We start from the raw sequence: 26,459 nt of genomic DNA on the forward strand, positions 1-26,459 counted from the left end.
TGCTGAAAGAGGTTTACAACCCGAAGGCCGTCATCCCCCACGCGGCGTCGCTGCGTCAGGCTTTCGCCCATTGCGCAATATTCCCCACTGCTGCCTCCCGTAGGAGTCTGGGCCGTGTCTCAGTCCCAGTGTGGCCGGTCGCCCTCTCAGGCCGGCTACCCGTCGTCGCCTTGGTAGGCCACTACCCCACCAACAAGCTGATAGGCCGCGAGTCCATCCCCAACCGAAAAAACTTTCCACCACCATCGGATGCCCGAAGTAGTCATATCCGGTATTAGACCCAGTTTCCCAGGCTTATCCCAGAGTCAGGGGCAGGTTACTCACGTGTTACTCACCCGTTCGCCGCTCGAGTACCCCGAAGGGCCTTTCCGCTCGACTTGCATGTGTTAAGCACGCCGCCAGCGTTCGTCCTGAGCCAGGATCAAACTCTCCAAACAATGTCTTCGAGTTTTTCCTGGCCAACATTCAACATGAATGTCAACCAAAGGAATCCATCCCCCCACACCCAAAGATGCAGGTAAGGACGGGGTTGTGCATCATGCACTGGCTTTTAGCACACTGTTGAGTTCTCAAGAAACGGACGCGACCACCATCACCTCAGACTCGAAACCGAGCCATCCGCTCCGGGGCGTTATTCGCTTCGTTCTTTCTGTTTACTATTCTTCCGTGTCGCCCGGTCCGTGTCAAACCGCCCCATTTCGGAGCACTTGACCCGAACCGCGCAACTCCAGAGGAATCGCAGCCGCCCCGTTTCCGGGGCAACCCCTCCAAATTACTATCCGTTCGCAATTCTGTCGAATTGCGCCCGAACAGCCGGAATTACCGGGAAGTTGGAGGAGATACAGGAACCGTAGCACTCATTTCCACTAAGGGAGTGAGACGCGCCGGTGTGTCCTGCGAGAAAGAACCTTACCACCCCTCAGGGCCGACCGCGCACGCCTGAGGCAACCTGAGCATCATTCCCAGCTCTGGTCGCCTCAAACCTGCGTCGGCCGACCCGTATGACATCTAGGCGGGAAGTGCGGCCAACTGGGCCTCGAGGCGCGCGATGTCCTCCTCGGCCTGCGCGGCACGGGCACGCACCTTCGCCACCACGTCTTCGGGCGCCTTGGCCATGAACTGCTCGTTGCCGAGCTTCCCAAGGACCTGGGCCTGCTCCTTGCGCGCGACAGCGAGATCCTTCTCCAGGCGCTTGCGCTCCGCGACGACATCGATGGCCCCGGCGGTGTCGATCTCCACGTCCACACCCCCCACTGCGATGCGGGCGGTGGCCGTGAAGGTCTCCCCTGGCGCGTTCAGCCGAAGCAGCGCCCGGACGGCCTCCTCGTGGGGGGCGAGAGCCGTACCGGCGAGGGACAGCCGGGCAGCCACCCGCTGGCCAGGCTTGAGTCCCTGGTCAGAGCGGAACCTGCGCACCTCGGTCACGAGCTCCTGGAGCGCGGCGATCTCCTCCTCGGCTCTCGGGTCGGCCAGCTCCGCCACGGGGACCGGCCAGTCGGCCACGACCAGTGACTCTCCGCCGGTCAGGGCCCGCCAGAGCTCCTCGGTCACGAACGGCACCAGCGGGTGCAGCAACCGCAGCAGGGCATCGAAGACGTGGCCGAGAACGCGCTTGGTGTTCTCCGCGACCTGTCCGCCCTGGGAGATCTGGATCTTGGCGAGCTCGACATACCAGTCACACACCTCGTCCCAGGCGAAGTGGTAGAGGACGTCGGAGGCCTTGGCGAACTCGAAGTCCTCAAAGGCCGCGTCCACAGACGCGATCACGCTCTGCAGCCTCGACAGCACCCAGCGGTCGGCGGCGGTGAGCTCGGACGGCAGGCCGTCCGACACCGCGCCGTTCATGAGCGTGAACCTGGTCGCGTTCCAGATCTTGTTGCAGAAGTTGCGCGAACCCGCCGCCCAGTCCTCGCTGATGGCCACGTCAGAGCCCGGGTTGGCCCCGCGCAGGAGGGTGTACCTGGTGGCGTCGGCGCCGTAGCGGGCGATCCAGTCCAGCGGATCGACCACGTTCCCGAACGACTTGGACATCTTCTTGCCGAACTGGTCGCGGACCATGCCATGCAGGGCCACCGTGCGGAACGGCGGCTGCCCGTCCATGGCGTACAGGCCGAACATCATCATCCTGGCGACCCAGAAGAAGAGGATGTCGTATCCGGTGACCAGCACGGACGTCGGGTAGAACCGCTTGAGCTCAGGGGTGATCTCCGGCCAGCCCAGCGTGGAGAACGGCCAGAGCCCTGAGGAGAACCAGGTGTCGAGCACGTCCGGGTCCTGGACGTAGCCGGCCGGCGGCTCCTCGTCCGGGCCGACGCACACGACCTCGCCCGCCGGGCCGTACCAGACGGGGATCCGGTGCCCCCACCAGAGCTGGCGGGAAATGCACCAGTCGTGCATGTCGTCGACCCAGTCGAAGTAGCGCTTGGCCAGCTCCGGCGGGTGGATGCGGGTCCGCCCGTCGCGGACCGCGTCGCCCGCGGCCTTGGCCAGCGGCGACACGTTGACGAACCACTGCAGCGACAGGCGCGGCTCCACAACGGTCTTGCAGCGGGAGCAGTGGCCCACCGAGTGCAGGTACGGCCGCTTCTCGGCGACGATCCTGCGCTGCTGTCGCAGAGCGGCGACGACCGCGGGCCGGGCCTCGAACCGGTCCAGTCCCTGGAAGGGGCCGTGGGCGGTGATCACACCGCGCTCGTCCATCACGGCGACCGACGGCAACGAGTGGCGGCGGCCGATCTCGAAGTCGTTGGGGTCGTGGGCGGGAGTCACCTTCACCGCGCCCGTTCCGAAGAACGGGTCCACGTGCTCGTCCGCGACGATCGGGATGCGGCGGCCGGTGAGCGGGAGCTCCACGAGCTGGCCGACGAGGTGCGCGTAGCGCTCGTCGGACGGGTTGACCGCGACCGCGGTGTCGCCGAGCATCGTCTCGGCCCGCGTGGTCGCGACCACGATCTCCGTCTCGTCCGACCCGTACCGGATGGAGACGAGCTCTCCCTCGTCCTCGCTGTGCTCCACCTCGATGTCGGAGAGCGCGGTGAGACAGCGGGGGCACCAGTTGATGATGCGCTCGGCGCGGTAGATGAGCCCGTCGTCGAAGAGCTTCTTGAAGATGGTCTGGACGGCCCGGGAGAGGCCCTCGTCCATCGTGAAGCGCTCGCGCGACCAGTCGACGCCGTCGCCGAGCTTCCGCATCTGGCCGAGGATGCGCCCGCCGGACTCTTCCTTCCACTGCCACACCCGATCGACGAACGCCTCGCGTCCCAGATCGTGGCGGGACAGGTCTTCCTTGGCGATTTCGCGCTCGACGACGTTCTGGGTGGCGATGCCGGCGTGGTCCATTCCTGGGACCCACAGCGTCTCCATGCCGCGCATCCGGGCCCGGCGGGTCAGCGCGTCCTGGATCGAGTGGTCGAGGGCGTGTCCCACATGCAGCGAACCGGTCACATTCGGCGGGGGGAGCACGATGCTGTATGGCTCACGCCCGCTGCCCGGGTCCGCGGTGAAGAAGCCCTCCGATACCCAGCGCTCGTAGCTTCGGGTCTCGACGTCGGCGGGTGCGTACTGAGTTGGCAGTTCAGGCGTTGTCACGGTGACCAATTCTATGGCCGTCCACGTCCGCTCCCATGCCACCATCTGCGGTCGAGTGCCCGCGCGGCCGTTTCGCGCGGGTCAGGCGGACTTCTCCCTGGGCGTGCGCTGCTGCTTCGCCTGGAGCTGGTCCCGCGGCACGAGCGTCGGGTTGACGTGCTCCAGGACCGCCTCGCGGGTGATGACGACGCGGGCGACGTCCTCGCGGGAGGGCACCTCGTACATCACCGAGAGCAGGACCTCCTCCAGGATGGCCCGCAGGCCCCGGGCGCCGGTGCCGCGCAGGATCGCCTGGTCCGCGATCGCCTCGAGCGCGTCGTCGCTGAACTCCAGCTCGACGTTGTCCAGCTCGAAAAGGCGGCGGTACTGCTTGACGAGCGCGTTCTTCGGCTCGGTGAGGATCTGGATCAGCGCGTCCCGGTCGAGGTTGTGCACCGAGGTGATCGCGGGGAGCCGGCCGACGAACTCGGGGATCATGCCGAACTTGAGCAGGTCCTCCGGCATGACATCGGAGAAGATGTCCGAGGAGTCCACCTCCTCCTTGGACCGGATGATGGCGTTGAAGCCGATCCCCTTCTTGCCGATCCGGGACTCGATGATCTTTTCGAGCCCGGCGAAGGCGCCACCGCAGATGAACAGCACGTTCGTGGTGTCGATCTGGATGAACTCCTGGTGCGGATGCTTGCGCCCGCCCTGCGGGGGCACGCTCGCGGTGGTGCCCTCAAGGATCTTCAGCAGGGCCTGCTGGACGCCCTCACCGGAGACGTCTCGCGTGATCGACGGGTTCTCGCTCTTGCGCGCGATCTTGTCGACCTCGTCGATGTAGATGATGCCGGTCTCGGCCTTCTTCACGTCGTAGTCGGCCGCCTGGATCAGCTTGAGCAGGATGTTCTCGACATCCTCTCCGACGTAGCCGGCCTCGGTCAGCGCGGTGGCGTCGGCGATCGCGAACGGCACGTTCAGCATCTTGGCGAGCGTCTGCGCGAGCAGCGTCTTGCCGGAACCGGTGGGCCCGAGGAGCAGGATGTTGGACTTGGCCAGCTCCAGGCCGTCGTCCCGGGCACGTTCACCGGACTGGACGCGCTTGTAGTGGTTGTAGACCGCTACCGAAAGCGCCTTCTTCGCCTTGTCCTGTCCGATGACGTAGGCCTCAAGGAACTCGTAGATCTCGCGCGGCTTGGGGAGGTTGTCCCACTTCAGCTCAGAGGACTCGGAGAGCTCCTCTTCGATGATCTCGTTGCAGAGGTCGATGCACTCATCGCAGATGTAGACGCCGGGTCCGGCGATAAGCTTCTTGACCTGCTTCTGGCTCTTGCCGCAGAACGAACACTTCAGCAGGTCTCCCCCGTCGCCGATGCGTGCCACCCCAGATACTCCTTTGCGTGGGACCGCCCTGCTGACGCGGTCATTTCCGTCCGCCGCGCGCTCTGAGTCGGTGCGAAAACGTCATCCCGCTCAGGTATCGACGTTACCGTCTCCCAGACCCTCAGTGAGCCCCCTGACGGTGAGTCGCACCGGAACGTGCCCAAATGGGCACCGTTCCGGTGCCTTCGACTTCCTCAGGAAGCGATCGCCGCGGCGCGCTTCTTCCGCGTCGGGATGATGTCGTCCACCAGCCCGTACGCCTTTGCCTCCTCGGCGCTCAGGATCTTGTCGCGCTCGATGTCCCTGCGGACCTCGTCCGGCGACTTGCCCGAGTGCCGCGCCAGAATGTCCTCGAGCAGGTCCCGCATGCGCAGGATCTCCCGAGCCTGGATCTCGATGTCGCTACCCTGGCCGCCGCCCTCGGTGGAGGGCTGGTGGATCAGGACGCGGGCGTTCGGCAGCGCGAACCGCTTGCCGGGCGTGCCGCCGGCCAGCAGCACCGCCGCGGCGGACGCCGCCTGCCCGAGGCAGACCGTCTGGATCTCCGGGCGGACGAACTGCATCGTGTCGTAGATCGCCGTCATGGCGGTGAACGAACCACCCGGCGAGTTGATGTAGATGCTGATGTCCCTGTCCGGGTCGAGCGACTCCAGGGTGAGCAGCTGCGCCATGACGTCGTTCGCCGAGGCGTCGTCGATCTGCACGCCGAGGAAGATGATGCGGTCCTCGAACAGCTTGTTGTACGGGTTCATCTCCTTCACGCCGTACGTCGTGCGTTCGACGAACGAAGGGATGATGTAACGGCCGTTGATGTCTCCTGGCCGGATCAGCTCATTCACTTCGAAAGCTCCGCTCATGAGACGGCGCCCTCGGAGGGCACCTGCCGTGCGCTGCGCACGACGTGGTCGATGAAGCCGTAGTCCTTGGCCTCCTCGGCCGTGAACCAGCGGTCACGGTCGGAGTCGCGCTCGATCTGCTCGAGTGGCTGACCGGTGTGGAAAGCGATCCGCTCAGCCAGGGTCTTCTTCACGTAGAGCATCTGCTCTGCCTGGATCGCGATGTCCGCCGCGGTTCCACCGATGCCGCCCGACGGCTGGTGCATCATGATGCGGGCGTGAGGAAGCGCGTACCGCTTGCCCTGTGCCCCCGCGCAGAGAAGGAACTGGCCCATGGAGGCGGCCAGACCCATCGCGACGGTGCACACGTTGTTCGGCACGTACTCCATCATGTCGTAAATCGCCATTCCGGCCGTCACCGAGCCGCCGGGCGAGTTGATGTACAGCCAGATGTCCCTGTCCGGGTCGTCCGCCGCAAGGAGGAGCAGCTCGGCGCAGAGCCGGTTGGCGACCTCGTCGTTGACCTGGGTGCCGAGCACCACGATGCGCTCGCGGAGCAGCCGCTGGTAGAGCTGGTCCTCCAGGCGGAACGAGCCGTTCTCACTGCCGCGTGCGTCCGGGCCGAAGCTAGTGGGCTGGAAGAAGGTCGGCGGGCTGGTCACAGCGTCACCTTCCGATGCGTCGAAGTCGATTGGCTTTGCTTGTGACCTTAACGCGCGGCGCGGACAGCTCATGCCCCGTCGGGTTGCTGTTCGCTGACGGCGCATGGGCCCGGCGCCCCCACATGCCCAGTACCCGGGAACACGAGACCCCCGCCGCGCCGAAGCGCGACAGGGGTCGTGGTGAAGCCTGTGGCGAACGCCTACTCCGCGGACTCCTCCTGGGAGCCGGGCTCCTGAACGCCGGCCTCCTCGACGCCCTCAGCCTCCTGCTCGGGGTTGAGCTCGGCGTAGATGGCCTTGATGTCCACCTCGTTGCCGGCCTCGTCGGTCACCTTGGCGGCGTCACCGACGACCGTCTTGGCCTTCTCCCGCACGATCTCCATCATGGCCAGCGTGAGCTGGTCGTTGTCGGCGAGGTGCTGGGCCAGGGTGTTCGGGGCGACACCGAGCTGCATGGCGCGACGCACCACGAAGTTGGTGAGCTCCTGCTCGCTGACGCCGATCTCCTCGGCCTTGACGATCTTGTCGAGGACGAAGCCGGACTTCAGCGCCTTGGCGGCGCTGTCCTCGAACTCGGCGAAGCGCTCGTCCTCGGTCGTCTGGTAGAGGCGGAAGAACGCCTCGCGGCTCAGGCCGCTCTCGGCGATCTGGTGCTCGAGGTTGTGCTTGCGCGCGTCGATCTCGGCCTTGAGCGCGCTCTCCGGCAGCGGGATGTCGATCTTCTCGAGGAGGGCGTCGAGGGCCTTCTCGCGGCTCTGCATGACCTGCTCGACGAGCTTGTTGCGGCGGGCCTGCTCGCGGATGCTGTCCTTCAGCTCGTCGAGCGTGTCGAACTCGCTGGCGAGCTGCGCGAACTCGTCGTCCAGCTCGGGCAGCACCTTCTCCTTGACCGACTTCACGTTGATGATCACGTCGGCCTCATCGCCGGCGTTCTCACCGCCGACCAGGGTGGTGCGGAAGGTCTTCTCCTCGCCTGCGGACAGCCCCTCGAGAGCCTCGTCGAGGCCCTGGAGCACGGAGCCGGCGCCGACCTCGTAGGAGACGTCGGCGGCCTGCTGCTCCTCGAGGTTCTTGCCGTCGATCTCGGCGCGCAGGTCCATGACGACGTAGTCGCCGCTGGCGGCCGCACGCTCCACGCCGGTCAGCGTGGCGAAACGCTGGCGGAGGGCGTCGAGCTGGGTCTGGATGTCCTCGTCGGACACCTCGGCGACGTCGACGACGACCTCGGCGCCCTGGAAGTCCGGGACCTCGAAGGACGGACGGACGTCCACCTCGGCGGTGAACTCGACCTGCGAGCCGTCCTCGATCTTGGTGACCTCGATCTCGGGCTGGCTGACCGGGAACACGTCGGTCTCGTCCACGGCCTGGCCGTACAGCTTGGGCAGGGCGTCGTTCAGGGTCTCCTCGAGAACCACCGCGCGGCCGAAGCGCTGCTCGATGATCCGGGCGGGCACCTTGCCAGGGCGGAAGCCGGGGACACGCACCTGCTGGGCGACCTTCTTGTAGGCGGCTTCCAGGCTCGGCTCGAGCTCCTCGAACGGCACCTCGACGGTGAGCTTCACCCGGGTCGGGCTGAGCTCCTCGACAGCGGTCTTCACGGGGTGGTCTCCTTGATCAAGCTTTTGGTGATCGCGGGCGCGCCTAGCACGGATACCGCGGCGCGTTACGGGCGCCGCGCCCACGTGAGCGGCACGAAGCACCGCCGCCTTGGCACGACCCTTTGGGCAGGCTCCACTGTGGCGGGTGTCCAGCGCCAAGGTGCAGTCTAGGGCAGAGACACGCCTAGGAGCGACTGCTCACAGGTCGAGCATGATCTGTCGCAACATCCCGGCGGTCTCGTCCGGGGTCGTGCTGACCGCGCAGAGCCGCTCCATGACCTCGCCGTACCGGTCCACCTCATCCCGTTTGTCCAGGTAGAGCGCGCTGGCGAGCTGCTCGACGTAGACGATGTCGGGAAGGTCGGCGTCCTGGAACCGCAAGATGCTGAACGCGCCGCCCTCGGCGGCGTGTCCGCCGAAGCTGAACGGCATGATCTGGATCGTGATGTTGGGCTGGTTCATCAGGTCGATCAGGTGCTGGAGCTGGCCCCTCATGACCTCGACGCCGCCGATGGGGCGGCGCAGGGCCGCCTCGTCGATGACCGCCCAGAACATCGGGCCGCCGTCGCCGTCCAGGACGCGCTGGCGCCCCAGCCGCAGATCCACCCGCCGGGCGATCTCCTCGGGCCCGGCCCCGACGGCGCCCGCGGTGATCACGGCCCGGGCGTACTCCTTGGTCTGCAACAGACCGGGCACGAACTGGACCTCATAGGTGCGGATGCGGGCGGCCGCCTCCTCCAGCCCGACGTACGCCTGGAACCAGGCGGGCAGCACGTCGTTGAACCGGTGCCACCAGCCGGGCTCGTTGGCCCGCTCCACCAGCTCCATCACCGCGGAGCGTGCCCGGGGCTCCTCTACGCCGTAGAAGGTGAGAAGGTCGGCGACGTCACGTTCCTTGAACCCGACGCGGCCGAGCTCCATGCGACTGATCTTGGACTCGGAGCCCCGGATGACCTCGCCGGCCTCGTCACGCGTGACACCCTTGTTCTCGCGGAGCTTGCGCAACTGGGAGCCGAGGAGGATGCGAAGCGCCGTCGGCCCGGAGCCCGGCTGGGTCTGTGTCACGGCGCCTCCCTCTCAGTCGATGCGTGACATGCGCCGAGGGAAAGATCTGAGCCACACCTCAGCCCACACAGTGTCACCACTTCACGCCCCAATGACAAGGGCCGATCGCGCCGTGTCGCCGGAAAACGTCGTGTGCCGCTGCACAAGGCAACTGCACGTGCATTTGGGTCTTGCAGGGGCCGGTCGGCTGTCCCATCATGGCGTAGTGCATATTGGGCTAATGGTGCACTGACGTCAAAAGCGGCTAGCGGGAGGTAAAGGGCAGGATGTTGGAGAAGCCCATGCCATCCGCCCAGCTACCCCGCCGGAGCGTCCGCGAGATGCTGCGCTCCGCCGGCGCCGCGGACCAGGCGATCTGCCCGCTCGGGCCGCAGGCCGACTCCGTGAAGACCGCCAGGGACGTCACCCGCTCCACCCTGAACGAGTGGGGCCTGTCCGAACTCGGCGACGACGCCGCCCTGGTCGTCTCCGAACTCGTGACCAACGCCGTGCGCTACGCGCTCTATCCCGGAAAGACGCGGGACGAGAGCCCAATCACATTGACCCTGGTCCGCCTCTCGCCGGACATCCTCCTGGTCGTGGCCGACCCGAGCGACGAGGTCCCGACGCCCAAGGAGCCCGACTTCATCTCGGAGCACGGCCGCGGGCTCTACATCGTCGAGACGTACAGCCAGGAGTGGGGCTGGGACGCGCTCGACAACGGCGGCAAGGCCGTGTGGGCGCGCTTCCGCGCGTCCGACTGATCCAGAAAGCGTGCGGCTGATCAGAAAAATCCGTCAGCACCCGCCGCATGACGAAGGCCAGGTCATCCGATGCCGGTTGACCTGGCCTTTGTCGCAATCAGAGCGGACGACGGGAATCGAACCCGCGTAGCCAGTTTGGAAGACTGGGGCTCTACCATTGAGCTACGTCCGCACGCGCCGGTCTTCATCTGGTCTAGACTTCATCCGGTCGTCAGGGCGTAAGCGTACCGGAGTTCCGGAGCGCTCGCGCAATCGACGCAGCGGGGCGTGGCGCAGCTTGGTAGCGCGCTTGCTTTGGGAGCAAGAAGTCGCAGGTTCAAATCCTGTCGCCCCGACGAGCTCTTCCAGTGTGACGGGCCGCTTCCGGCATCGGAGGCGGCCTCATTCGTGTCCGGAGGTGCTCGTGCGGCCCCGGCCGCCGCCGGGTGAGCGAGATCGCGTGACGATCCGGCTCCCGTCATCTGGCAAACACCTGAAATGCGGCAGATCTTCTCTTTACGATTCGGGGACATCTTCTGCCTCTCCGGAGAGAAACGGATTTGAACCGCAACTGCCTGATCAAGGACCCCATAGAGGGGAACCAGTCCGAGTGGCGCCGGAGCAGTTCGGTCTCGGCGAACGAGCGGCTGACCTTCCTGAACGAGGCGAGCCGCAGCATCGGCACGACGCTTGATCTCGCGGAGACGAGCCGCGAGCTCATGGACGTCGCCGTTCCGCGCTTCGCCGACACCGCGGAAGTCCTGATCCACGACCGGCTGGTCGTGGACGGCGAGTTCCCGTCCCGCCCGCTGGACGGCACGGCGCTGGTCCGGCGGATGGCCCTCGGCGTCGCCGCCGACGATCCGCACGCGTGGGTGCGGGCCGTCCCGCTCGACGAAGTGACGGCCTACCCCTCGGAGCTCCCCCACGCCCAGTGCATGGCGACCGGCATGCCGCTCATGTATCCCCAGTTGGACGCTGAGACGGCGCGGCTGATCGGCAGCGGCCTCGACCGGGAGAGCACCGTCGCGGCGCTGCTCACCGACACCTCCTTCCTCGCCGTACCGCTCAGCGCGCGCGGACGGGTGCTGGGATGCGCGGTGTTCACCCGGCGGCCGGGAGGCCCGCCGTTCGAGGAACAGGACGTCGCGGTGGCCGAGGAGCTGGCCGCGCGGACCGCCGTCTGCGTCGACAACGCCCTGCTGTACACGCGTGAGCGCCGGACCGCCCTGACGCTGCAGAGCAGCCTGCTGCCCGCCGAGCTGCCCCACGCCCTCGGCATGGAGATCGCCTCCAGGTACCTCCCGGCGAGCGACCTCATGGGCGTGGGCGGCGACTGGTACGACGTGATCCCCCTGCCCGGGTGCCGCTCCGCGCTGGTCGTCGGCGACGTCATGGGGCACGGCACCAGAGCGGCCGCGACCATGGGCCAGCTCCGCACCGCCGCGCGCACCCTCGCGAGCCTGGACCTGCCCCCCGACGAGGTGCTCTTCCGGCTCAACCTGATGAGCCAGGACCTCGACCCGACGCAGATCGCCACCTGCGTGTACGCCGTGTACGACCCGATCACGCGCAACTGCTCGATCGCGCGGGCCGGCCACGTGCCGCCGATCCTGCTCCATCCCGACCGGTCGACCGAGATCGTCGAGATGCCGCCGGGGCTGCCGCTCGGTATCGGCAGCGACCCGTTGGAGACGCGGGAGCTGACGCTCCCGGCGGGCAGCGTCCTCGCCCTTTACACGGACGGGCTGGTGGAGAGCAGACGGCGGGACATCGACGCGGGGATCATGGCCCTGCGCCACCTGCTCGCGGGACCGCTCCAAGATCTCGAGGACATGTGCGACCTGACCATCAACAGCCAGCGGCCCGGGCACGAGCGCGACGACATCGCCCTGCTGCTGGCCCGGGTCCGTGATCTCGACCCGGACGAGATGGCGTCCTTCCCGCTGTCGGACGACCCCCGGTTCGTCCGCACGGCCCGCAGGTTCGTACGGAACACGCTGTCGGCGTGGGGTCTCATGAGCCTGGCCGACACCACCGAGCTGATCGTCAGCGAGATGGTCACCAACGCCCTCAAGCACGGGTGGCCGCCGATCGAGCTGCGTCTGCTGCGCGGCCGGACGCTGGTGTGCGAGGTCGCCGACGGCTCCTCGACGGCCCCGGCGCCGCGCACGCCCGCCCTGGACGACGACACCGGGCGCGGGCTGATGCTGATCAAGCGGTTCGCCTACCGCTGGGGAACGCGTCCCACCGCCCAGGGAAAGATCGTCTGGGTCGAGCAGCGCCTCCCCTGAACGTCTTCTTGACCCGGCCTTTTCCCGTGCCGTCCGGCGTCGCGGGTATCTCCCCCGGAAACGCACGGGGGGAGCGGTGGTGTGACCGAGACGGACGCGCACGCCGAACCGCTCCGCCTGCGCCGGCGACGTGCGGCGTCGGGCCGTCCCCGCCGTCACCTCGCGGCGGGGTTCGCGGCCCTCCTGATCGCCTTCGGGTGCGTGCTCGCGCCGCTCTCCATGGTCGCTGTGTGGACGGCGGGCGAGGTGTGGAGTGTGGATGAGGCGGCCGCCGCGCTCGAACAGCGCGGGCTTCCGGTGGATCTCGACGTGAAGCTGGACCATGTCAGGAGCCTGGTGGCCGAGAAGCTGCCGCGCCTGTCACACAGTGCCGTCTACCAGGGCCTGTGGATCGATGCCGCAAGGATGGCGCGCAAGGGGCTGCGCCTGATCACGACCGGCAGGTTCGCCTACAACTCGCTCGGCTGGATCCTTCCGGCGACCTCGGCGACCCTGCTGGCCGCGGGCTTTCTGCTGGCGCCGAACCGCCGCAGGGCCGCGCTGTCGGCGGGACTGGGCGTCGCCGCCTGCACGCTCGCGCTCGCGGCCGTGCTCTCGATCGCGCACAGCGTCTACATGAACACCGTGGCGTCGTACAAGCTCGATCTCGTGGCCGCCGAGCGCTATTTCCACACCATGACGCGGTTTCCCGACATCGGACTGCGGCTCCTCATGGTCGCCGGCGTGCTGGTCGCGGCCGCCGCGGACTTCCGGCGAAGCGGCCGCCGTACGCGCTGAGCCCCGGTGGACGGTGGGGGCGCCGAGGGTGCCACCCACCGCCCCGAGGCCCGGGCCGGCTAGCGGCCGGTGGGCCGCTTGCCGTGGTTCGCCTGCTTCTTCTTCCGTGACTTCGACTTGCGCGCTCGCTTGCCCATGCGGGAACCGCCTTCCGTCGTACAGCCAGTGCCCTCACTCTTCATGAGGCGGCCGGGCCCGTACAGCGTCGCCGCTCATATCCTCAGGACCAAACATGATTCCCCGCAAGAATGTGGCATAGTTTGTTGGAATCTGTTGATTGGAGCGGTGATGCTGGCCCAGCTACGGCAGCAGGCGATCCTGGAGCGGATCCGCAGAACCGGTGGCGCGCGCGTCGCGGAGCTGGTCCGGGACCTCGGCGTGTCCGACATGACGATTCGGCGCGACCTGGAGGCGCTCGCCGAGCGGGGGCTGGTCGAGAAGGTCCACGGAGGCGCCACGATCTCCGGCGCCGGGTCGACCGAGGAACCGGGGTTCTCCACCAAATCGGCGCGGCAGCAGGCCGAGAAGGAGGCCATCGCGCGCCGCGCCGCACGTCTCGTGCGTCCGGGCAGCTCGGTCGCGCTGTCGGCCGGTACGACCACGTGGACGGCGGCGCGGCACCTCGCCGACGTACCCGAGCTGACCGTGATCACGAACTCGCTGAAGGTCGCGGACGTGTTCCACCGGTCCGGGCGGCCTGATCAGACCGTGGTGCTGGTCGGGGGCGTACGCACCCCCTCCGACGCGCTGGTCGGCCCGGTCGCGGTGGCGGCGATCCGCTCGTTGAACGTCGACGTGCTGCTCCTCGGCGTCCACGGGATGAACGTCCGCGCCGGGTTCACCACGCCCAACCTGCTGGAGGCCGAGACCGACCGCGAGCTGGTCGGGTCGGCGCAGCGGCTGGTGGTCCTGGCCGACCACTCCAAGTGGGGCACGGTCGGCATCAGCACGATCGCCCAACTCGATCGGGCCGACGTCGTCGTGAGCGACACCGGCCTGCCCGCCGAGGCCCGCGCGGAACTGTCCGAGCGCGTGGGCGAGCTGGTGCTGGCCGATCCGTCCGAGCCGAACGAGCGGGCGGAGCCCACGGCATGAAGCGCACGATCACGCACCTGGCCGACGGGCGGGAGCTGTTCTACTACGACCGGCGCGACGACGCCGACCGCGGCGCGGTGGACCCGCGCGACCTGCCGCCGCGCCCGCCCGCCTCGCAGATGCGCTACGACCCGCTCATGGACGAGTGGATCGCGATCGCCGGGCATCGCCAGACCAGGACCCACCTGCCTGCCGCCGACGAGTGCCCGCTCTGCCCGGCGCACCCCGCCTCGGAGATCCCCTCGGCCTACGACGTCGCGGTCTTCGAGAACCGCTTCCCCTCGTTCAGTTTCATGGAGGGCGACTTTCCCGATCCCGGCGGGCTGAGCGCGGCGCGGCCCGGCGTCGGGCGGTGCGAAGTGGTCTGCTTCACCTCCGACCACGACGCGTCCTTCTCCTCGCTCGGCCCCGACCAGGTGGAGCTCGTCCTCGCCGCGTGGGCCGACCGCACCGCCGAGCTGGCCGCCCTGCCGGGGGTGGAGCAAGTCTTCTGCTTCGAGAACCGGGGCGCGGAGATCGGCATCACCCTCCCCCACCCACACGGCCAGATCTACGCCTATCCGTACGTGACGCCGCGTACCCGGCACATGCTCGACGTCGCGGCGCGGCACCGGGGCGGCAACCTCTTCGCGGACGTGCTGGCCGCCGAGCGGAAGGGGCCTCGGGTGGTGGCGGCCAACGAGCACTGGATCGCGTTCGTCCCGGCCGCCGCCCGCTATCCGTTCGAGGTCCACGTCTATCCGCATCGGCGGGTGCCGGACCTGCCCTCCCTGGACGCGGACGAGCGGGCCGCCTTCGGGCCGCTCTACACCGGGGTGTTGCGCCGGCTTGACGCGCTGTTCGGGGTGGCCATGCCGTACGTGGCGGCCTGGCACCAGGCGCCCGTGCGGTACCGGCGGGAGCTGGCCTACCTCCACCTCCAGCTCTTCAGCGTCCGGAGAGCGCCGGACAAGCTGAAGTATCTGGCGGGGTCGGAGTCGGCGATGGGGGCCTTCGTCAACGACGTCGCGCCCGAGGAGGCCGCCCGGATACTTCGCGAATCCTCGATAACGAACTGATCTCTAATCGATTACAACTTTAATTAGCGCAAACCTCGCTTTTACCACTACTATCCATCGCACCGGCGGTCACCGCCGGTGCGCCTAATCCCGGGCGCCTCGCCCGGGAGCCGGGGACCCACGACCTTGTGGCGATCCGTCCTCGTACGGGACGGACGCCGAGCACCTGGGGTGAAGGCACGCACGTGCCCGGACTTCTCCAGTCCGAACCCGTCAGCTAACCCGGCCGGCAGATGGAGAGGAGTGGGCTCTGCCCCGCGCGTTTCCGGCGGCCGCGGCCGCGCTGACCGCCGCCGCCCTCGTCTTCGGTACTGCCTCCGCCGCCGGCGCCGCCGCTCCCAAGCCAAGCGAGACCCAGCTCAAGAAGCAGCTCGCCGACCTGCGCAAGAAGATCGACAAACTGATCGCCGACTACAACGGCAAACGGGTCGAGCTCGCCAAGGCCCAGCAGTCGGAGAAGGCGGCCAAGGAGCGGCTGGCCAAGGCCGAGGGCGACTTCGAGGCAGCACGGCGGGAGATGGTCAGCCTCGCGGGCCTGCGCTACCAGACGCACGACCTCGGCCTGTTCGGCACCCCCGACCTGCAAGGGGCGGCCGTGCTGGCCCAGCTCCAGGACGAGCAGGCCGTCGTGGTCTCGCAGTTCGCCACACTCAAAGCGGAGCGCAAAGCCGCGGCGGACGCGGCCGCCGCCCTGATCACGGAGATCAAGACGCGGTCGGACGAGGTCGCCCGGCAGCGCAAGGACGCCGAGAAGCTGATCGACGACATCCGAGCCAAGCTCGATCAGCTCATACCGATCGCTCCGGGCAGGCGCTCTGCCGGCGGCTGGGCTCCGGAGCTGCCCTCGGGCAGCGACAACATCACGCCGCGGACCCGGCTGATGAAGGAACAGGTCAGCAAGAACTTCGACCTGAAGTTCACGGTCGGCTGCTACCGGGCCGAGAACGACGGCGGCGAGCATCCTCTCGGCCGCGCCTGCGACTTCATGATGAGTTCCGGCGGCGCCATGCCGAGCCCGGGCATGAAGGCCCTGGGCGACAGCGTCGCCGCCTGGGTCATCAAGAACGGCTCCAAGCTGGGCGTCAAGTACGTGATCTGGCAGCAGCGGATCTACAACCTCGGCAGCCCCGGCTGGCGGACGATGTCAAACCGCGGCGGCGTCACCGCCAACCACTACGACCACGTGCACATCTCGATGTACTGAAGCCATCCACCTCACCCCCCGCGATCGCGCGGGCGGGCACGCCTCCGCCCCCGAGGCGCGCCCGCCCGCGTGATCATCACATCGCCGGGGCTCGGCGGTCAGCCGGACAGGCGGATCGGGTTCACCAGGTCGGCGTAGACCAGCAGGCCGCCCATGACCAGCAACAGGGCCGCCATGACGTACGTGACCGGCAACGCCTTGGCGACGTCCACGTACCCCGGCATGGGACGGCGGCTGACGCGGGCGAAGCCGCGCTTGAGCCCTTCCCAGAGGCCGCCCGCGATGTGCCCGCCGTCCAGCGGGAGCAGCGGGATGAGGTTGAACATGCCGACGGCGAGGTTCAGCCCCGCGAGCAGGTTGATGAAGATGATGATCTTGTTTTCGAGCGGGACGGACGAGGCCGCGATCTCACCGCCGAAGCGCCCCGCGCCGACGATGCCGACCGGCCCGTTCGGGTCGCGCTTCTCGCCCGAGAAGGCCGCGTTCCAGACGCCCACCATCTTCTTGGGGATGTTGACCATGGCGACGGCGGTGCGCTGGGTGAAGTCCCACATCTGCCCGACGACGAAGCCCGGGCCCTGCTTCTCGACGACCATCGTCGGCGCGACACCGAGGAAGCCGACGTTCTTCTCGATCTTGTCCGGGTCGTCCACCGACGGGCGGTCCTGGGCGATCAGGTCCACGCCGATCGTCGTCTCCTTGCCCCCGCGGACCACGCCCAGGTCGGTACGGCCCGCACCGTGCGCGCGGATCAGCGCGGTCGCCGACTCCCACGAGCTCACCCGCGTGCCGCCGACGGAGACGATGCGGTCGCCCGGAAGCAGGCCGGCCTTGGCCGCCGGGGTCATCGGGTCACTCGGCCGGCAATCGCGCTGCTCGGCCTGGGTGGCCGGCACCACGCACTGGGACACCGTCGAGACGACCGGCTTGTACGTCTGGACACCGAAGCCCATGGCGACGACCGAGAACAGCGCGAAGGCCAGCACGAAGTTCATCGCCGGCCCGCCGAACATGATGATGACCTTCTGCCACCAGGGCTTGCGGTAGAAGACGCGACTCTCGTCGCCGGGGCGGATCTCCTCGGAGGCGACGGCCCTGGCGTTCTCGATGAGGCCCTGCCACGGACCGGTCGAGACGCTGCGCAGCTTGGTGGGGTCATCGCTCGGCCGCGGCGGCAACATGCCGATCATGCGGATGTAGCCGCCGAAGGGAAGCCACTTCACGCCGTACTCGGTCTCGCCGCGCCCGCGCGACCAGAGCGTGGGACCGAAGCCCACCATGTACTGCGTCACGCGCACGCCGAAGAGCTTGGCGGGGACGAGGTGCCCGATCTCGTGCAACGCGATGGAGAGGAGAAGGCCCACAAAAAGGACCAGGAATCCGGCTAAGAACAGCCAGTTCATCAGCGCGTACCCCCGTGGAGGAGAAGTGTTCTTTCCATGCGTTGCCCGTGTCGAGCGTAACCCACCGTTCAGTGGCTCATGGGCGCCAGATCAGAACGAGGGCGCAGTCGTCGTTGTGCCCCGCGGACATGGAGTTGACGATCTGCCGGGCGCCCTCCCGGTATCCGGTGGGCAGCAGCCGGCGCTCGGCCTCGCCCAGCAGACGGTCGAGCCCGGCGTCGATGTCGCGGCCCGGCTGCTCGATGAGGCCGTCGGTGTAGAGCATCAGGGCGTCGCCTTTGCGCAGCACGCCGGTGTCGGGCTCGCAGTGCAGGTCGGGCACCACGCCGAGCACCACGCCCTTGGCCGCGGAGACGTGCCAGGTGCCCGTGCCCGCGTCGAACTTGACGACGGGCGGGTGCCCCGCCGACGTGATGACGTACTCGCCGGTGGAAAGGTCGAGACTCAGGTGGGCGGCGGTGACGAACCCCTCGTCGCCGCGCTGCCGGTGCAGGTAGGAGTTGCACGCGTGCAGGAAGTCGTCCACCGAGCCGAGCAGCCCGCCGAAGGTCCCGGAGAGCATCAGCGCCCGGGTGCCGGCGTCCACGCCCTTGCCCGAGACGTCGACGACCGCGATCTCCACGCGGTCGCCCTGCCGTACGGACACCACGAAGTCGCCCCCGAAGGAGGAGCCGCCGGCCTGCTTGAGCACCACCTTGCCGCCCCAGTGCTTGGGGAGGTGCGGCAGCTCGCTCTGGCGTTTGAGCCGGTCACGCAGCTCCAGCAGCATCGCGTCGCCGCGCAGGCCCTGCACACCGAGCTTGGCGCGCGTCCGGGCCATGATCCAGGCGAGGACGGCGGTGAAGCCGACGGTGATGAGCAACCCCGGCCCGAGCCGCATGACGCCTCCGGCCACGGCCATGTAGAGGAGGGAGGCGACGACCGCGCAGAGCAGGATGGCCAGACTGCGCAGCCGGAGCTGGAGGCCGCCGATGAGCATCAGCGGTACCAGCAGGGCGGGTGAGAACCAGTGATCGGACACCTGGATGTCGAGCACGCCGACAAGCAGCGTGGCGACCATCAGGGCGATCAGGCGATGGCGATCGTTCGACGAACTCTTCCTCAGCAATCGGACAAGCGGCACCAGAAGCGGCACGCGCACCAGCAGAGCACGGAGCCGTGGAGGGATGAGCGGCGTCCGACGGGAACTCATGATGACCTCGACTGTATCCGCCCGCCGCCGATGTGGGCAGCCACTTGACCAAGGCCTAGATCACCAAGGACCGAGGGTTATTCGCTGGCCCTCGACCTTTACACGCTCCTACTGTGAGCGGATGAGTGTCCAGGTTCGTCCCATCGCAGAGTCCGGTTGGCCGGAATTCATCCGAGTCCAGCGTGAGGCGTTCAACTCCTCCGACACCGAGGAACGCGATCACTGGCGCGAGCTGTTCGAGGTGGACCGCTCGCTGGGGGCATACGACGGAGACCTCCTCGTCGGCGGCACCGTCGTGGCGGGCCTCACGATGACCGTGCCGGGCGGCCCCATGCCGGTCGCCGGGGTCACCGCGGTGGGCGTGCTTCCCTCGCACCGCCGCAAGGGCGTCCTGACCGCGCTGATGACCCGCCAGCTCGGCGACCTGCACGAGAAGGGCGAGCCCGTCGCCGCGCTCTACGCCTCGGAGGCGGCGATCTACGGCCGGTTCGGGTACGGCAGGGCCGCCGACTCCGTCTTCTTCCGCATCCCGACCGCGCACTCGGCGTTCCGGCACGACGCCCCCTCGGACCCGTCCCTGCGCGTGCGTCTCGCCGATCCGGCCGCGGCCCGGGCCGACCTGGAGAAGGTCTTCGAGGCCGTGCGGACCACCCGGCCGGGCCTGTACGCCCGCTCCGACGCGCGCTGGCGCCTCAGCGTCGTCGGGGACGAGGAGGCCCAGCGCAGGGGGAACGGTCCGCTGCGCTGCGTGATCGTCGAGGACGACCACGGGCCGCGGGGCTACGCCCTGTTCCGGGTCAAGGACGGGTGGACCGAGCACAGCGTGCCCGACGGTGAGGTCCTGCTGCGGGAGCTGTTCGCCACCGACCCCGCGGCGTACGCGCTGACCTGGCGCAGCGTGCTGGACCGGGACCTGTGCGCGCGGCTGCGCGTCTGGGCGCGCCCGGTGGACGACCCGATCGTGCATCTGCTGGCCGAGCCGCGGCAGCTCAACGCGGGCTGGCTGGACGACCTGTGGATCCGCCTGGTGGACGTGGACCGGGCGCTGGCCTCCCGCGCCTACGCCTCCCCTGTGGACCTCGTGATCGAGGTGGAGGACCGGGTGTGCCCGTGGAACGCGGGCCGCTTCCGGCTGGTCGCGAGCGCGGGACCCGGCACGGTGAAGGCCTCCTGTGCGCGGACCGGCGACCCCGCCGACGTGACGCTGCCCGTGGACGCGCTCGGCGCCGCGTACCTGGGCGGGCGTCCCCTGACCGCGCTGGGGGCGGCGGGCCTGATCACCGAGCACAGCGAGGGCGCGCTGCGCGCGCTGTCCACCGCGATGTCGTGGGAGCCGCGCCCGTGGGGCGGCCTGATCTTCTAGGCTCGCCTCATGGCGCTGCAAAACTTGCAGATTACGACGGTCGTCGCGATGCGGGCCCGGGACGTGTCCCGGCCCACCCCGGAGCAGCAGGAGGCCGCAGACCGGCGACTGCTGCGCGACGAGATGCCGCGACGCGAGGCGCGTCGCGGCAAGGAACGGCCGGCGGAGTGACGGAACGTCGGAAGGCGGGCACCGGCCCGCCTCCCGGCGCGTGATCGGAGGCGGCGGCTACGGCAGCGGCGGCAGCTCGCCGGTCGTCTCGTAGTCGGAGAGCTGGCCGATCCTGCGGGTGTGCCGCTCGACCCCGGAGAACGGCGTGGAGAGGAAGATCTCCACGAAGCGCACCGCGTCCTCGACGGGGTGCATCCGGCCGCCCAGGCTGATCACGTTGGCGTCGTTGTGCTCGCGGGCGAGCCGCGCGGTGTCGTCGTTCCACGCGAGCGCGGCCCGGATGCCGCGCACCTTGTTGGCCGCGATCTGCTCGCCGTTGCCGGAGCCGCCGAGCACCACGCCGAGGCTGCCGGGGTCGCCCGCCACCCCCTGAGCGGCGCGCAGCACGAACGCCGGATAGTCGTCCTCGGCGTCGTAGACGAACGGACCGCAGTCGATCACCTCGTGGTTCTGCTCCTTCAGCCAGGAGACGAGGTGGTTCTTGAGCTCGTAGCCGGCATGGTCGGCACCGATGTAGACACGCACAGCCCAAGTCTCGCAGGTGCTCACCCGAGACACGACTTCAGGGGCTCCACTAAAGTAACAAGCCACCGCCCCCGTGACTCCTTACCGGGCAGGCGCGGAGGCCGACAGACCAGGAGAGACATGCGCGAGATCCGCTACGTGGGCGACCCCGTCCTGCGCACCCCCGCCGAGCCGGTCACCGACTTCGACCGGGAACTGCGCCGGCTCATCGACGAGATGTTCTCGATCATGTACATGGCCGACGGCGTGGGGCTGGCCGGTCCGCAGATCGGCGTGGGCCGGCGGCTCTTCGTCTACGACATCAGCAACCGCAAGGGCCACGTGGTGAACCCCGAGCTCACGATCGACGACCCCGAGGAGGTCCTCGAGGAGGAGGGCTGCCTGTCCGTGCCCGGCAAGGAGACCGGCAAGCCGCTGTACGCCCCGACCGCGCGCGCCGCGGGCGTCACGCTCCGCGGGTTCGACCGGCTCGGCCGGCCCGTGACGGTCAAGGCGCGCGGCATGCTGGCCCGCTGCTTCCAGCACGAGTTCGACCACCTCAACGGCACCCTGTACGTGGACCGGCTGGCCAAGGACGACCGTAGGAAGATCCTGCTGCAGACCCCCTAGAGCAGGATCGCCTTCGTCTCCAGGTATTCCTCCAGGCCGGCTTCCCCCAGCTCGCGGCCGATGCCCGACTGCTTGTAGCCGCCGAACGGCGCGAGCGGGTTGAACCGGCCGCCGTTGACGGCCACCTGGCCGGTGCGGAGCCGGCGGGCCACGGCCAGCGCCCGCTCCTCGGTGCCCGCCCACACCGCCCCGGAAAGGCCGTACGGCGTGCCGTCGGCGATCTGAACGGCCTCGTCCTCCGAGCCGAAGGGCACGATCGCCAGGACCGGCCCGAAGATCTCCTCCTGCTCGATCGTCATCCCGGGCGCGACGCCCGCGAAGATCGTGGGTTCGACGTAGTAGCCGCGCTCGAGGGGGGCGTCGGTGCCGCCGAGGACGAGGCGCGCGCCTTCCTCCTGGCCCCGGTTGATGTAGCGGATCACGCGGTCGCGCTGCGCGGCGGAGACCAGCGGCCCGAGGCGGGTGCCCTCGGCGAAGGGGTCACCCACCGTGTACTTGCGCCCCGCCTCGACAGCGAGTCGTACCGCCTCGTCGTACTGGTCCCAGTGGACGAGCATGCGGGTCCAGGCCGAGCAGGTCTGGCCGGAGTTGAGGAAGGCGTTGGCGACACCGACCTTGACGGCGGCCGCGAGATCGGCGTCGGGGAGGATGAGGTTCGCGGACTTGCCGCCGAGTTCGAGCGCCACCCGCTTGACTGTCTCCGCGGCCAGCGCGGCGACCCGCCGTCCCGCGCGGGTCGAGCCGGTGAAGGAGACCATGTCGACGTGCGAATGGGTGACCAGCGCCTCGCCGACGACCGGGCCGCGCCCGCTCAGCATGTTGAAGACGCCCGGGGGCAGGCCGACCTCGTGGAAGATGTCCGCCAGCGCGTACGCGGCGAGCGGCGCCACCTCGCTCGGCTTCAGGACGACCGTGCAGCCGGCCGCGAGCGCCGGCGCGACCTTGCAGATCACCTGGTGCAGCGGGTAGTTCCAGGGCGTGATCGCGCCGACGACGCCGACGGGCTCCTTGACGACGAGCGAGTCGCCGACCCGGCCCCGGTCGAAGTCGTACTCCTCCGCGAGCCGCGCGTAGCTCTCGAGCACGCCCGCGGGCATCAGCGTCTGCACCTGCAGGGCGACCGGGTACGGGGCGCCCAGGTCGGTCGTGATCGTCCGCGCGATCTCCTCCGCCCGCTCCCGCAGCAGCCCGGCGGCCGCGGCGAGCAGCTTGCCGCGCTCGGCCGGCGCCGTACGCGACCACGAGGGAAATGCGGCGCGGGCGGCGGCGACCGCCGGCTCGACGTCGGCGGGCGAGCCGGCGGGGACGCGGTCGATGATCTCCTCGGTGGCGGGGTTGACCACGTCGACCCCCTCGCCCGAGGTGGACGAGAGCCAGACTCCGTTCACGTACAGCTGACGCATGAACCTCATCCTTGTGTGCGACTCGGGCCGGCGCCCCTGGCGCGGCGTCCAGGCTAACGCGAAGGTCGAACAGAGCCTGACAAGCGGCTAAAAATCCGCATTAGCCAGAAATGCGAGGTCAGTCGAAGATCGGGCCGCGAGTGCGGGACCGCTTGAGCTCGAAGAAGCCGTCCGTGCCCGCCACGAGCAGGACGCCGTCCCACAGCCGGGCCGCGTCCTCGCCGCGCGGGATGGGCGAGACGACCGGGCCGAAGAACGCCACGCCGTCGACGGCGATGATCGGGGTGCCGACCTCCTCGCCGACCAACTCGATGCCCTCGTTGTGCGATGCGCGGATCGCGTCGTCGAACTCCTCCGACTCCATCGCGGAGACGAGCTCGGGGTCGAGCCCGGCGGCCGTGAGCGCCTCCGCGATCGTCTCCGTCCACGTCTCCGGCTGCTTGCGCCGGCCCCCATCGTGGAACCGCGTGCCGAGCTCCGTGTAAAGGGTCCCGAGGACCTCCTCGCCGTACTTGTCGGCGGCCGCGGCGAGCACGCGCACCGGCTCGATCGCCCGGCTGAGCTTCTCGCGGTACTCCTCCGGGATGTCCTTGCCCTCGTTGAGCACGGCGAGACTCATGATGCGCCAGCGCGTGCGCACCGGGCGCTCCCGCTCGACCTCGACCATCCAGCGGGAGGTGACCCACGCCCACGGACAGAAGGGATCGAACCAGAAGTCGACGGTCTTGGTCTCGGACATATGAAGGAGCCTCCCGGTGGGCAATGTGGTTGCATCGGTGCGTAACCGATGGCCGGATCTGGCTATTCCACCGGCCGATTTGAGGGCGATTTACATCGTCAGGCCATGGCAGGATCGGTTCATCCCTCCGCGATGGAGCGGCGGGGCATGTGATGAGGAGCGGATGTGGCAGGGAATCTGACCCGTGACGAGGCCCGGGAGCGCGCTCGGCTGCTGACCGTCCAGTCTTACGCGGTCGAGCTCGACCTGACGGAGGGCGAGGAGCGGTTCGAGAGCATCACGACGGTCCACTTCACCTCCGGCCAACCGGGAGCGGACACGTTCATCGACCTGCACGGCGCGCACGTCAGGTCCGCCAAGCTGAACGGCGTGGCGCTCGACGTGAGCACCTACGACGAGGAGAAGGGCCGCCTCCCGCTGCCCGGCCTGGCCGAGCAGAACGTGCTGCGCGTCGACGCCGACGCGTCCTACATGCGCACCGGCGAGGGCCTGCACCGCTTCGTCGACCCCGTGGACCAGCGCGTCTACCTGCACAGCCAGTTCGAGACGGCCGACGCGCACCGGATGTACGCCTGCTTCGACCAGCCTGACCTGAAGGCCACCTTCGAGCTGGCCGTGCTCGCGCCCGCGGAGTGGGAGGTCGTGTCCAACGCCGCCCCCGACTCGGTCGAGGAGCTGGAGGCGCACGAGGGCCGGCACGGCACGCTGCAGGCGGCCAGGCGCTGGCACTTCCCGGCCACGCCGGTCATGTCCACGTACATCACCGCGCTGATCGCCGGGCCGTACGCCGTGGTCAGGGACGAGCACGACGGCATCCCGCTCGGCATCTACGTGCGCAAGTCGCTGGCCGAGTTCCTCGACGCGGACAACATCTTCGAGGTCACCAAGCAGGGCTTCGACTTCTTCCACCGCGTCTTCGACGTGCGCTACCCCTTCGGCAAGTACGACCAGCTCTTCGTCCCGGAGTTCAACGCGGGCGCGATGGAGAACGCGGGCGCGGTCACTTTCCTGGAGGACTACGTCTTCCGGTCGCGGGTCACCGACGCCATGGTCGAGCGCCGTGCGGAGACGATCCTGCACGAGATGGCGCACATGTGGTTCGGTGACCTGGTCACCATGCGCTGGTGGGACGACCTGTGGCTGAACGAGTCGTTCGCCACCTACATGTCGGTGCTGTGCCAGGCCGAGGCCACCCGCTGGGGCCAGGGCGCGTGGACCACCTTCGCCAACGTCGAGAAGGCCTGGGCGTACCGGCAGGACCAGCTCCCCTCGACCCACCCGATCGCCGCCGACATCCCGGACATGCAGGCCGTCGAGGTCAACTTCGACGGCATCACGTACGCCAAGGGCGCCTCGGTGCTCAAGCAGCTCGTGGCCTACGTCGGCCTGGACAACTTCCTGGCCGGCGTCCGCGACTACTTCAACGAGCACGCCTGGGGCAACACCACCCTGCAGGACCTGCTGACGGCGCTGGAGCGCACCTCCGGCCGCGACCTGTCGTCCTGGTCGAAGGAGTGGCTGGAGACCTCCTGGGTCAACACGCTGCGCCCGTCCTTCACCACCGACGACGAGGGCCGCTTCCTCACCTTCGATGTGCTGCAGGAGGCCCCGCAGGAGCACCCGACGCTCCGCTCGCACCGGGTGGCGATCGGCCTCTACTCCATGATCGACGGCGTGCTCACCCGCACCAAGCGGGTCGAGCTCGACGTCGTGGGCGCCCGCACCGCGGTCCCCCAGCTGGTCGGCGAGGCCCAGCCCGACGTGGTCCTGGTCAACGACGACGACCTCACCTACGCCAAGATCCGGCTCGACGACCGGTCCCTGCGGACGCTGGTCGACGGCGGCATCACCGCGTTCACCGACTCGCTGCCCCGCGCGCTCTGCTGGTCGGCCGCCTGGGACATGACCCGGGACTCCGAGATGGCCACCCGCGACTACGTCAAGCTGGTCGTCTCCGGCATCGACGCGGTCAAGGACATCACGGTCGTGCAGACCGTCCTGCGCCAGGCCCGGCTGGCCGTACAGCAGTACGCCGACCCCGCCTGGGTGGACGAGGGCATGGCCGAGCTGGCCCGGGCGCTGCGCGGCCTGGTCGCGTCGGCCGCGCCGGGCTCCGACCACCAGCTCGCCTACGTCAACGCCTTCACCTCGGTGGCGGTCTCGGCCGAGGACCTGGCGTTCGTCAAGGGCATCCTCGACGGCACCGCCGCCCCCGAGGGGCTCGCGGTCGACGCCGACCTGCGCTGGACGCTCACCCAGGCGCTGGTCTCCGGCGGCGTCCTGGGGGCCGCGGACATCGACGCCGAGCTCCAGCGGGACGCCACCGCCAAGGGCGAGCGTTCCGCCGCGATGTGCCGGGCGTCGATCCCCACCCCGGAGGCCAAGGCGGAGACCTGGTCGGCCATCACCGGCGGCACGCTGAGCGGCGCGGTGCTGCGCTCCACGATCGGCGGCTTCATGGACCCGAACCACGTCGAGCTGCTCGAGCCGTACGGCGAGAAGTACTTCGACGAGGTCGGCCGCATCTGGAAGGAGTGGACCTCCGACAGCGCGCAGAACTTCGTGATCGGCTGCTACCCGGCCCTGCTGATCAGGCCGGAGACGGTCGCGCGGACGGAGGACCACATCTCCGCGACCCAGCCGCCGCACGCGCTGCGGCGTCTGGTGCTCGAAGGCGCCGACGGCATCAGCCGGGCGCTGCGCGCCCGTGAGAAGGACGCCTCGACCGTCTGACGCGGCGACGTCCGATCGAACGGAAGGCCCCGGCCCGCTCAGGCCGGGGCCTTCCCG

22 protein-coding genes, 2 tRNA genes, 1 rRNA gene and 1 riboswitch are annotated in these 26,459 nt (G+C 68.9%); of the genes, 11 read left to right on the forward strand and 14 right to left on the reverse strand.

Features of this window, described 5'->3' with window-relative positions; translation table 11 throughout:
• The 7 genes from AWQ71_RS33175 to AWQ71_RS33205 all read right to left on the reverse strand — a co-directional run.
• Nucleotides 1-437 (reverse strand): 16S ribosomal RNA (locus AWQ71_RS33175); the annotation flags it as partial.
• 571 nt (nt 438-1,008) lie between these two features.
• Nucleotides 1,009-3,633, reverse strand: a complete 2,625-nt coding sequence (locus AWQ71_RS33180) for a valine--tRNA ligase (RefSeq protein ID WP_067141013.1) — start codon at nt 3,631-3,633, stop codon at nt 1,009-1,011.
• 36 nt (nt 3,634-3,669) lie between these two features.
• Nucleotides 3,670-4,953 carry an ATP-dependent Clp protease ATP-binding subunit ClpX gene (gene clpX / locus AWQ71_RS33185; protein WP_067141016.1) on the reverse strand — a complete coding sequence of 428 codons (1,284 nt, stop codon included), beginning with the start codon at nt 4,951-4,953 and terminating at the stop codon, nt 3,670-3,672.
• Between the two features lie 194 nt (nt 4,954-5,147).
• Entirely contained in the window at nt 5,148-5,810 is a 663-nt protein-coding gene (locus tag AWQ71_RS33190; protein ID WP_067141019.1) for an ATP-dependent Clp protease proteolytic subunit, read from the reverse strand.
• On the reverse strand, nt 5,807-6,451 hold the full coding sequence (locus AWQ71_RS33195; RefSeq protein ID WP_067141022.1) for a ClpP family protease: 645 nt from the start codon (nt 6,449-6,451) through the stop codon (nt 5,807-5,809). The genes AWQ71_RS33190 and AWQ71_RS33195 overlap by 4 nt, the downstream gene beginning before the upstream one ends.
• Before the next feature lie 200 nt (nt 6,452-6,651).
• A complete protein-coding gene (gene tig / locus AWQ71_RS33200) occupies nt 6,652-8,049 on the reverse strand; it encodes a trigger factor (RefSeq protein ID WP_067141023.1) in 1,398 nt (465 codons plus the stop codon).
• Between the two features lie 198 nt (nt 8,050-8,247).
• On the reverse strand, nt 8,248-9,114 hold the full coding sequence (locus AWQ71_RS33205) for a Sco1979 family transcriptional regulator (RefSeq protein WP_067141025.1): 867 nt from the start codon (nt 9,112-9,114) through the stop codon (nt 8,248-8,250).
• A 281-nt stretch (nt 9,115-9,395) separates the two neighbouring features.
• Here AWQ71_RS33205 and AWQ71_RS33210 point away from each other — a divergent pair, with 281 nt between their 5' ends.
• A complete protein-coding gene (locus AWQ71_RS33210) occupies nt 9,396-9,857 on the forward strand; it encodes an ATP-binding protein (RefSeq protein WP_245658715.1) in 462 nt (153 codons plus the stop codon).
• Between the two features lie 101 nt (nt 9,858-9,958).
• Here AWQ71_RS33210 and AWQ71_RS33215 read toward each other — a convergent pair.
• Nucleotides 9,959-10,029: transfer RNA gene (locus tag AWQ71_RS33215), tRNA-Gly, on the reverse strand.
• Between the two features lie 89 nt (nt 10,030-10,118).
• Here AWQ71_RS33215 and AWQ71_RS33220 point away from each other — a divergent pair.
• The 3 genes from AWQ71_RS33220 (at nt 10,119) to AWQ71_RS33230 (ending at nt 12,907) form a co-directional block, all read left to right on the forward strand.
• Nucleotides 10,119-10,192, forward strand: a tRNA-Pro gene (locus AWQ71_RS33220).
• 204 nt (nt 10,193-10,396) lie between these two features.
• Nucleotides 10,397-12,130 carry an ATP-binding SpoIIE family protein phosphatase gene (locus tag AWQ71_RS33225; protein ID WP_245658717.1) on the forward strand — a complete coding sequence of 578 codons (1,734 nt, stop codon included), beginning with the start codon at nt 10,397-10,399 and terminating at the stop codon, nt 12,128-12,130.
• 81 nt (nt 12,131-12,211) lie between these two features.
• Nucleotides 12,212-12,907, forward strand: coding sequence for a hypothetical protein (locus tag AWQ71_RS33230; RefSeq protein WP_067141030.1), 696 nt, complete (start codon nt 12,212-12,214; stop codon nt 12,905-12,907).
• A 59-nt stretch (nt 12,908-12,966) separates the two neighbouring features.
• On the opposite strand, the gene AWQ71_RS44900 is transcribed toward AWQ71_RS33230, so the two are convergent.
• Nucleotides 12,967-13,044: a 50S ribosomal protein bL37 gene (locus AWQ71_RS44900; protein ID WP_387416559.1), complete on the reverse strand. Its 78-nt coding sequence runs from the start codon at nt 13,042-13,044 to the stop codon at nt 12,967-12,969.
• 151 nt (nt 13,045-13,195) lie between these two features.
• Here AWQ71_RS44900 and AWQ71_RS33235 point away from each other — a divergent pair, with 151 nt between their 5' ends.
• The 3 genes from AWQ71_RS33235 to AWQ71_RS33245 all read left to right on the forward strand — a co-directional run bounded on the left by AWQ71_RS33235 (nt 13,196) and on the right by AWQ71_RS33245 (nt 16,264).
• Nucleotides 13,196-14,002 carry a DeoR/GlpR family DNA-binding transcription regulator gene (locus AWQ71_RS33235; protein WP_067141222.1) on the forward strand — a complete coding sequence of 269 codons (807 nt, stop codon included), beginning with the start codon at nt 13,196-13,198 and terminating at the stop codon, nt 14,000-14,002.
• Entirely contained in the window at nt 13,999-15,060 is a 1,062-nt protein-coding gene (gene galT / locus AWQ71_RS33240; RefSeq protein WP_067141033.1) for a galactose-1-phosphate uridylyltransferase, read from the forward strand. Before AWQ71_RS33235 ends, galT begins: the two co-directional genes overlap by 4 nt.
• 71 nt (nt 15,061-15,131) lie before the next feature.
• Nucleotides 15,132-15,306, forward strand: a riboswitch (cyclic di-AMP (ydaO/yuaA leader).
• 271 nt (nt 15,307-15,577) lie between these two features.
• Nucleotides 15,578-16,264 carry a VldE C-terminal domain-containing protein gene (locus tag AWQ71_RS33245; RefSeq protein WP_245658719.1) on the forward strand — a complete coding sequence of 229 codons (687 nt, stop codon included), beginning with the start codon at nt 15,578-15,580 and terminating at the stop codon, nt 16,262-16,264.
• Between the two features lie 98 nt (nt 16,265-16,362).
• Here the strand turns inward: AWQ71_RS33245 and AWQ71_RS33250 are convergent, their stop codons facing one another.
• Nucleotides 16,363-17,667 (reverse strand): M50 family metallopeptidase, encoded by a 1,305-nt coding sequence (locus AWQ71_RS33250; protein WP_067141039.1) that lies wholly within the window; start codon nt 17,665-17,667, stop codon nt 16,363-16,365.
• 76 nt (nt 17,668-17,743) lie between these two features.
• Nucleotides 17,744-18,859, reverse strand: a complete 1,116-nt coding sequence (locus tag AWQ71_RS33255; RefSeq protein ID WP_084259566.1) for a PP2C family protein-serine/threonine phosphatase — start codon at nt 18,857-18,859, stop codon at nt 17,744-17,746.
• A 121-nt stretch (nt 18,860-18,980) separates the two neighbouring features.
• Here AWQ71_RS33255 and AWQ71_RS33260 point away from each other — a divergent pair, with 121 nt between their 5' ends.
• On the forward strand, nt 18,981-20,222 hold the full coding sequence (locus tag AWQ71_RS33260; RefSeq protein WP_067141042.1) for a GNAT family N-acetyltransferase: 1,242 nt from the start codon (nt 18,981-18,983) through the stop codon (nt 20,220-20,222).
• Nucleotides 20,223-20,231: 9 nt separating this feature from the next.
• Nucleotides 20,232-20,393: a hypothetical protein gene (locus tag AWQ71_RS42175; RefSeq protein WP_157570727.1), complete on the forward strand. Its 162-nt coding sequence runs from the start codon at nt 20,232-20,234 to the stop codon at nt 20,391-20,393.
• Between the two features lie 57 nt (nt 20,394-20,450).
• Here the strand turns inward: AWQ71_RS42175 and AWQ71_RS33265 are convergent, their stop codons facing one another.
• Complete coding sequence (locus AWQ71_RS33265) at nt 20,451-20,918, reverse strand: ribose-5-phosphate isomerase (protein WP_067141045.1); 468 nt, start codon at nt 20,916-20,918, stop codon at nt 20,451-20,453.
• A 120-nt stretch (nt 20,919-21,038) separates the two neighbouring features.
• Here AWQ71_RS33265 and def point away from each other — a divergent pair, with 120 nt between their 5' ends.
• On the forward strand, nt 21,039-21,527 hold the full coding sequence (def, locus tag AWQ71_RS33270; RefSeq protein ID WP_067141048.1) for a peptide deformylase: 489 nt from the start codon (nt 21,039-21,041) through the stop codon (nt 21,525-21,527).
• Here def and AWQ71_RS33275 read toward each other — a convergent pair.
• Nucleotides 21,524-22,930 (reverse strand): aldehyde dehydrogenase family protein, encoded by a 1,407-nt coding sequence (locus AWQ71_RS33275; RefSeq protein WP_174550780.1) that lies wholly within the window; start codon nt 22,928-22,930, stop codon nt 21,524-21,526. The genes def and AWQ71_RS33275 overlap by 4 nt on opposite strands.
• Nucleotides 22,931-23,048: 118 nt before the next feature.
• Nucleotides 23,049-23,669: a mycothiol-dependent nitroreductase Rv2466c family protein gene (locus AWQ71_RS33280; RefSeq protein ID WP_067141054.1), complete on the reverse strand. Its 621-nt coding sequence runs from the start codon at nt 23,667-23,669 to the stop codon at nt 23,049-23,051.
• Nucleotides 23,670-23,834: 165 nt separating this feature from the next.
• Between AWQ71_RS33280 and pepN the strand changes: the two genes are divergently transcribed.
• On the forward strand, nt 23,835-26,402 hold the full coding sequence (gene pepN, locus AWQ71_RS33285) for an aminopeptidase N (protein ID WP_067141057.1): 2,568 nt from the start codon (nt 23,835-23,837) through the stop codon (nt 26,400-26,402).
• Nucleotides 26,403-26,459: the final 57 nt, after the last annotated feature.

This window comes from Microtetraspora malaysiensis, from assembly GCF_001528665.1.
Lineage (GTDB): Bacteria > Actinomycetota > Actinomycetes > Streptosporangiales > Streptosporangiaceae > Microtetraspora_A > Microtetraspora_A malaysiensis.

What these genes read in the sequence shown, in the direction of transcription:
- AWQ71_RS33180 (WP_067141013.1), bottom strand. Translation starts at nt 3,633, where the DNA reads ATGGTGGCATGGGAGCGGACGTGGACGGCCATAGAATTGGTCACCGTG.
- AWQ71_RS33190 (WP_067141019.1), bottom strand. Translation starts at nt 5,810, where the DNA reads ATGAGCGGAGCTTTCGAAGTGAATGAGCTGATCCGGCCAGGAGACATC.
- AWQ71_RS33210 (WP_245658715.1), top strand. Translation starts at nt 9,396, where the DNA reads ATGCCATCCGCCCAGCTACCCCGCCGGAGCGTCCGCGAGATGCTGCGC.
- AWQ71_RS44900 (WP_387416559.1), bottom strand. Translation starts at nt 13,044, where the DNA reads ATGGGCAAGCGAGCGCGCAAGTCGAAGTCACGGAAGAAGAAGCAGGCG.
- AWQ71_RS33235 (WP_067141222.1), top strand. Translation starts at nt 13,196, where the DNA reads ATGCTGGCCCAGCTACGGCAGCAGGCGATCCTGGAGCGGATCCGCAGA.
- galT (WP_067141033.1), top strand. Translation starts at nt 13,999, where the DNA reads ATGAAGCGCACGATCACGCACCTGGCCGACGGGCGGGAGCTGTTCTAC.
- AWQ71_RS33245 (WP_245658719.1), top strand. Translation starts at nt 15,578, where the DNA reads ATGGTCAGCCTCGCGGGCCTGCGCTACCAGACGCACGACCTCGGCCTG.
- AWQ71_RS33250 (WP_067141039.1), bottom strand. Translation starts at nt 17,667, where the DNA reads ATGAACTGGCTGTTCTTAGCCGGATTCCTGGTCCTTTTTGTGGGCCTT.
- AWQ71_RS33255 (WP_084259566.1), bottom strand. Translation starts at nt 18,859, where the DNA reads ATGAGTTCCCGTCGGACGCCGCTCATCCCTCCACGGCTCCGTGCTCTG.
- AWQ71_RS33260 (WP_067141042.1), top strand. Translation starts at nt 18,981, where the DNA reads ATGAGTGTCCAGGTTCGTCCCATCGCAGAGTCCGGTTGGCCGGAATTC.
- AWQ71_RS42175 (WP_157570727.1), top strand. Translation starts at nt 20,232, where the DNA reads ATGGCGCTGCAAAACTTGCAGATTACGACGGTCGTCGCGATGCGGGCC.
- def (WP_067141048.1), top strand. Translation starts at nt 21,039, where the DNA reads ATGCGCGAGATCCGCTACGTGGGCGACCCCGTCCTGCGCACCCCCGCC.
- AWQ71_RS33275 (WP_174550780.1), bottom strand. Translation starts at nt 22,930, where the DNA reads ATGCGTCAGCTGTACGTGAACGGAGTCTGGCTCTCGTCCACCTCGGGC.
- AWQ71_RS33280 (WP_067141054.1), bottom strand. Translation starts at nt 23,669, where the DNA reads ATGTCCGAGACCAAGACCGTCGACTTCTGGTTCGATCCCTTCTGTCCG.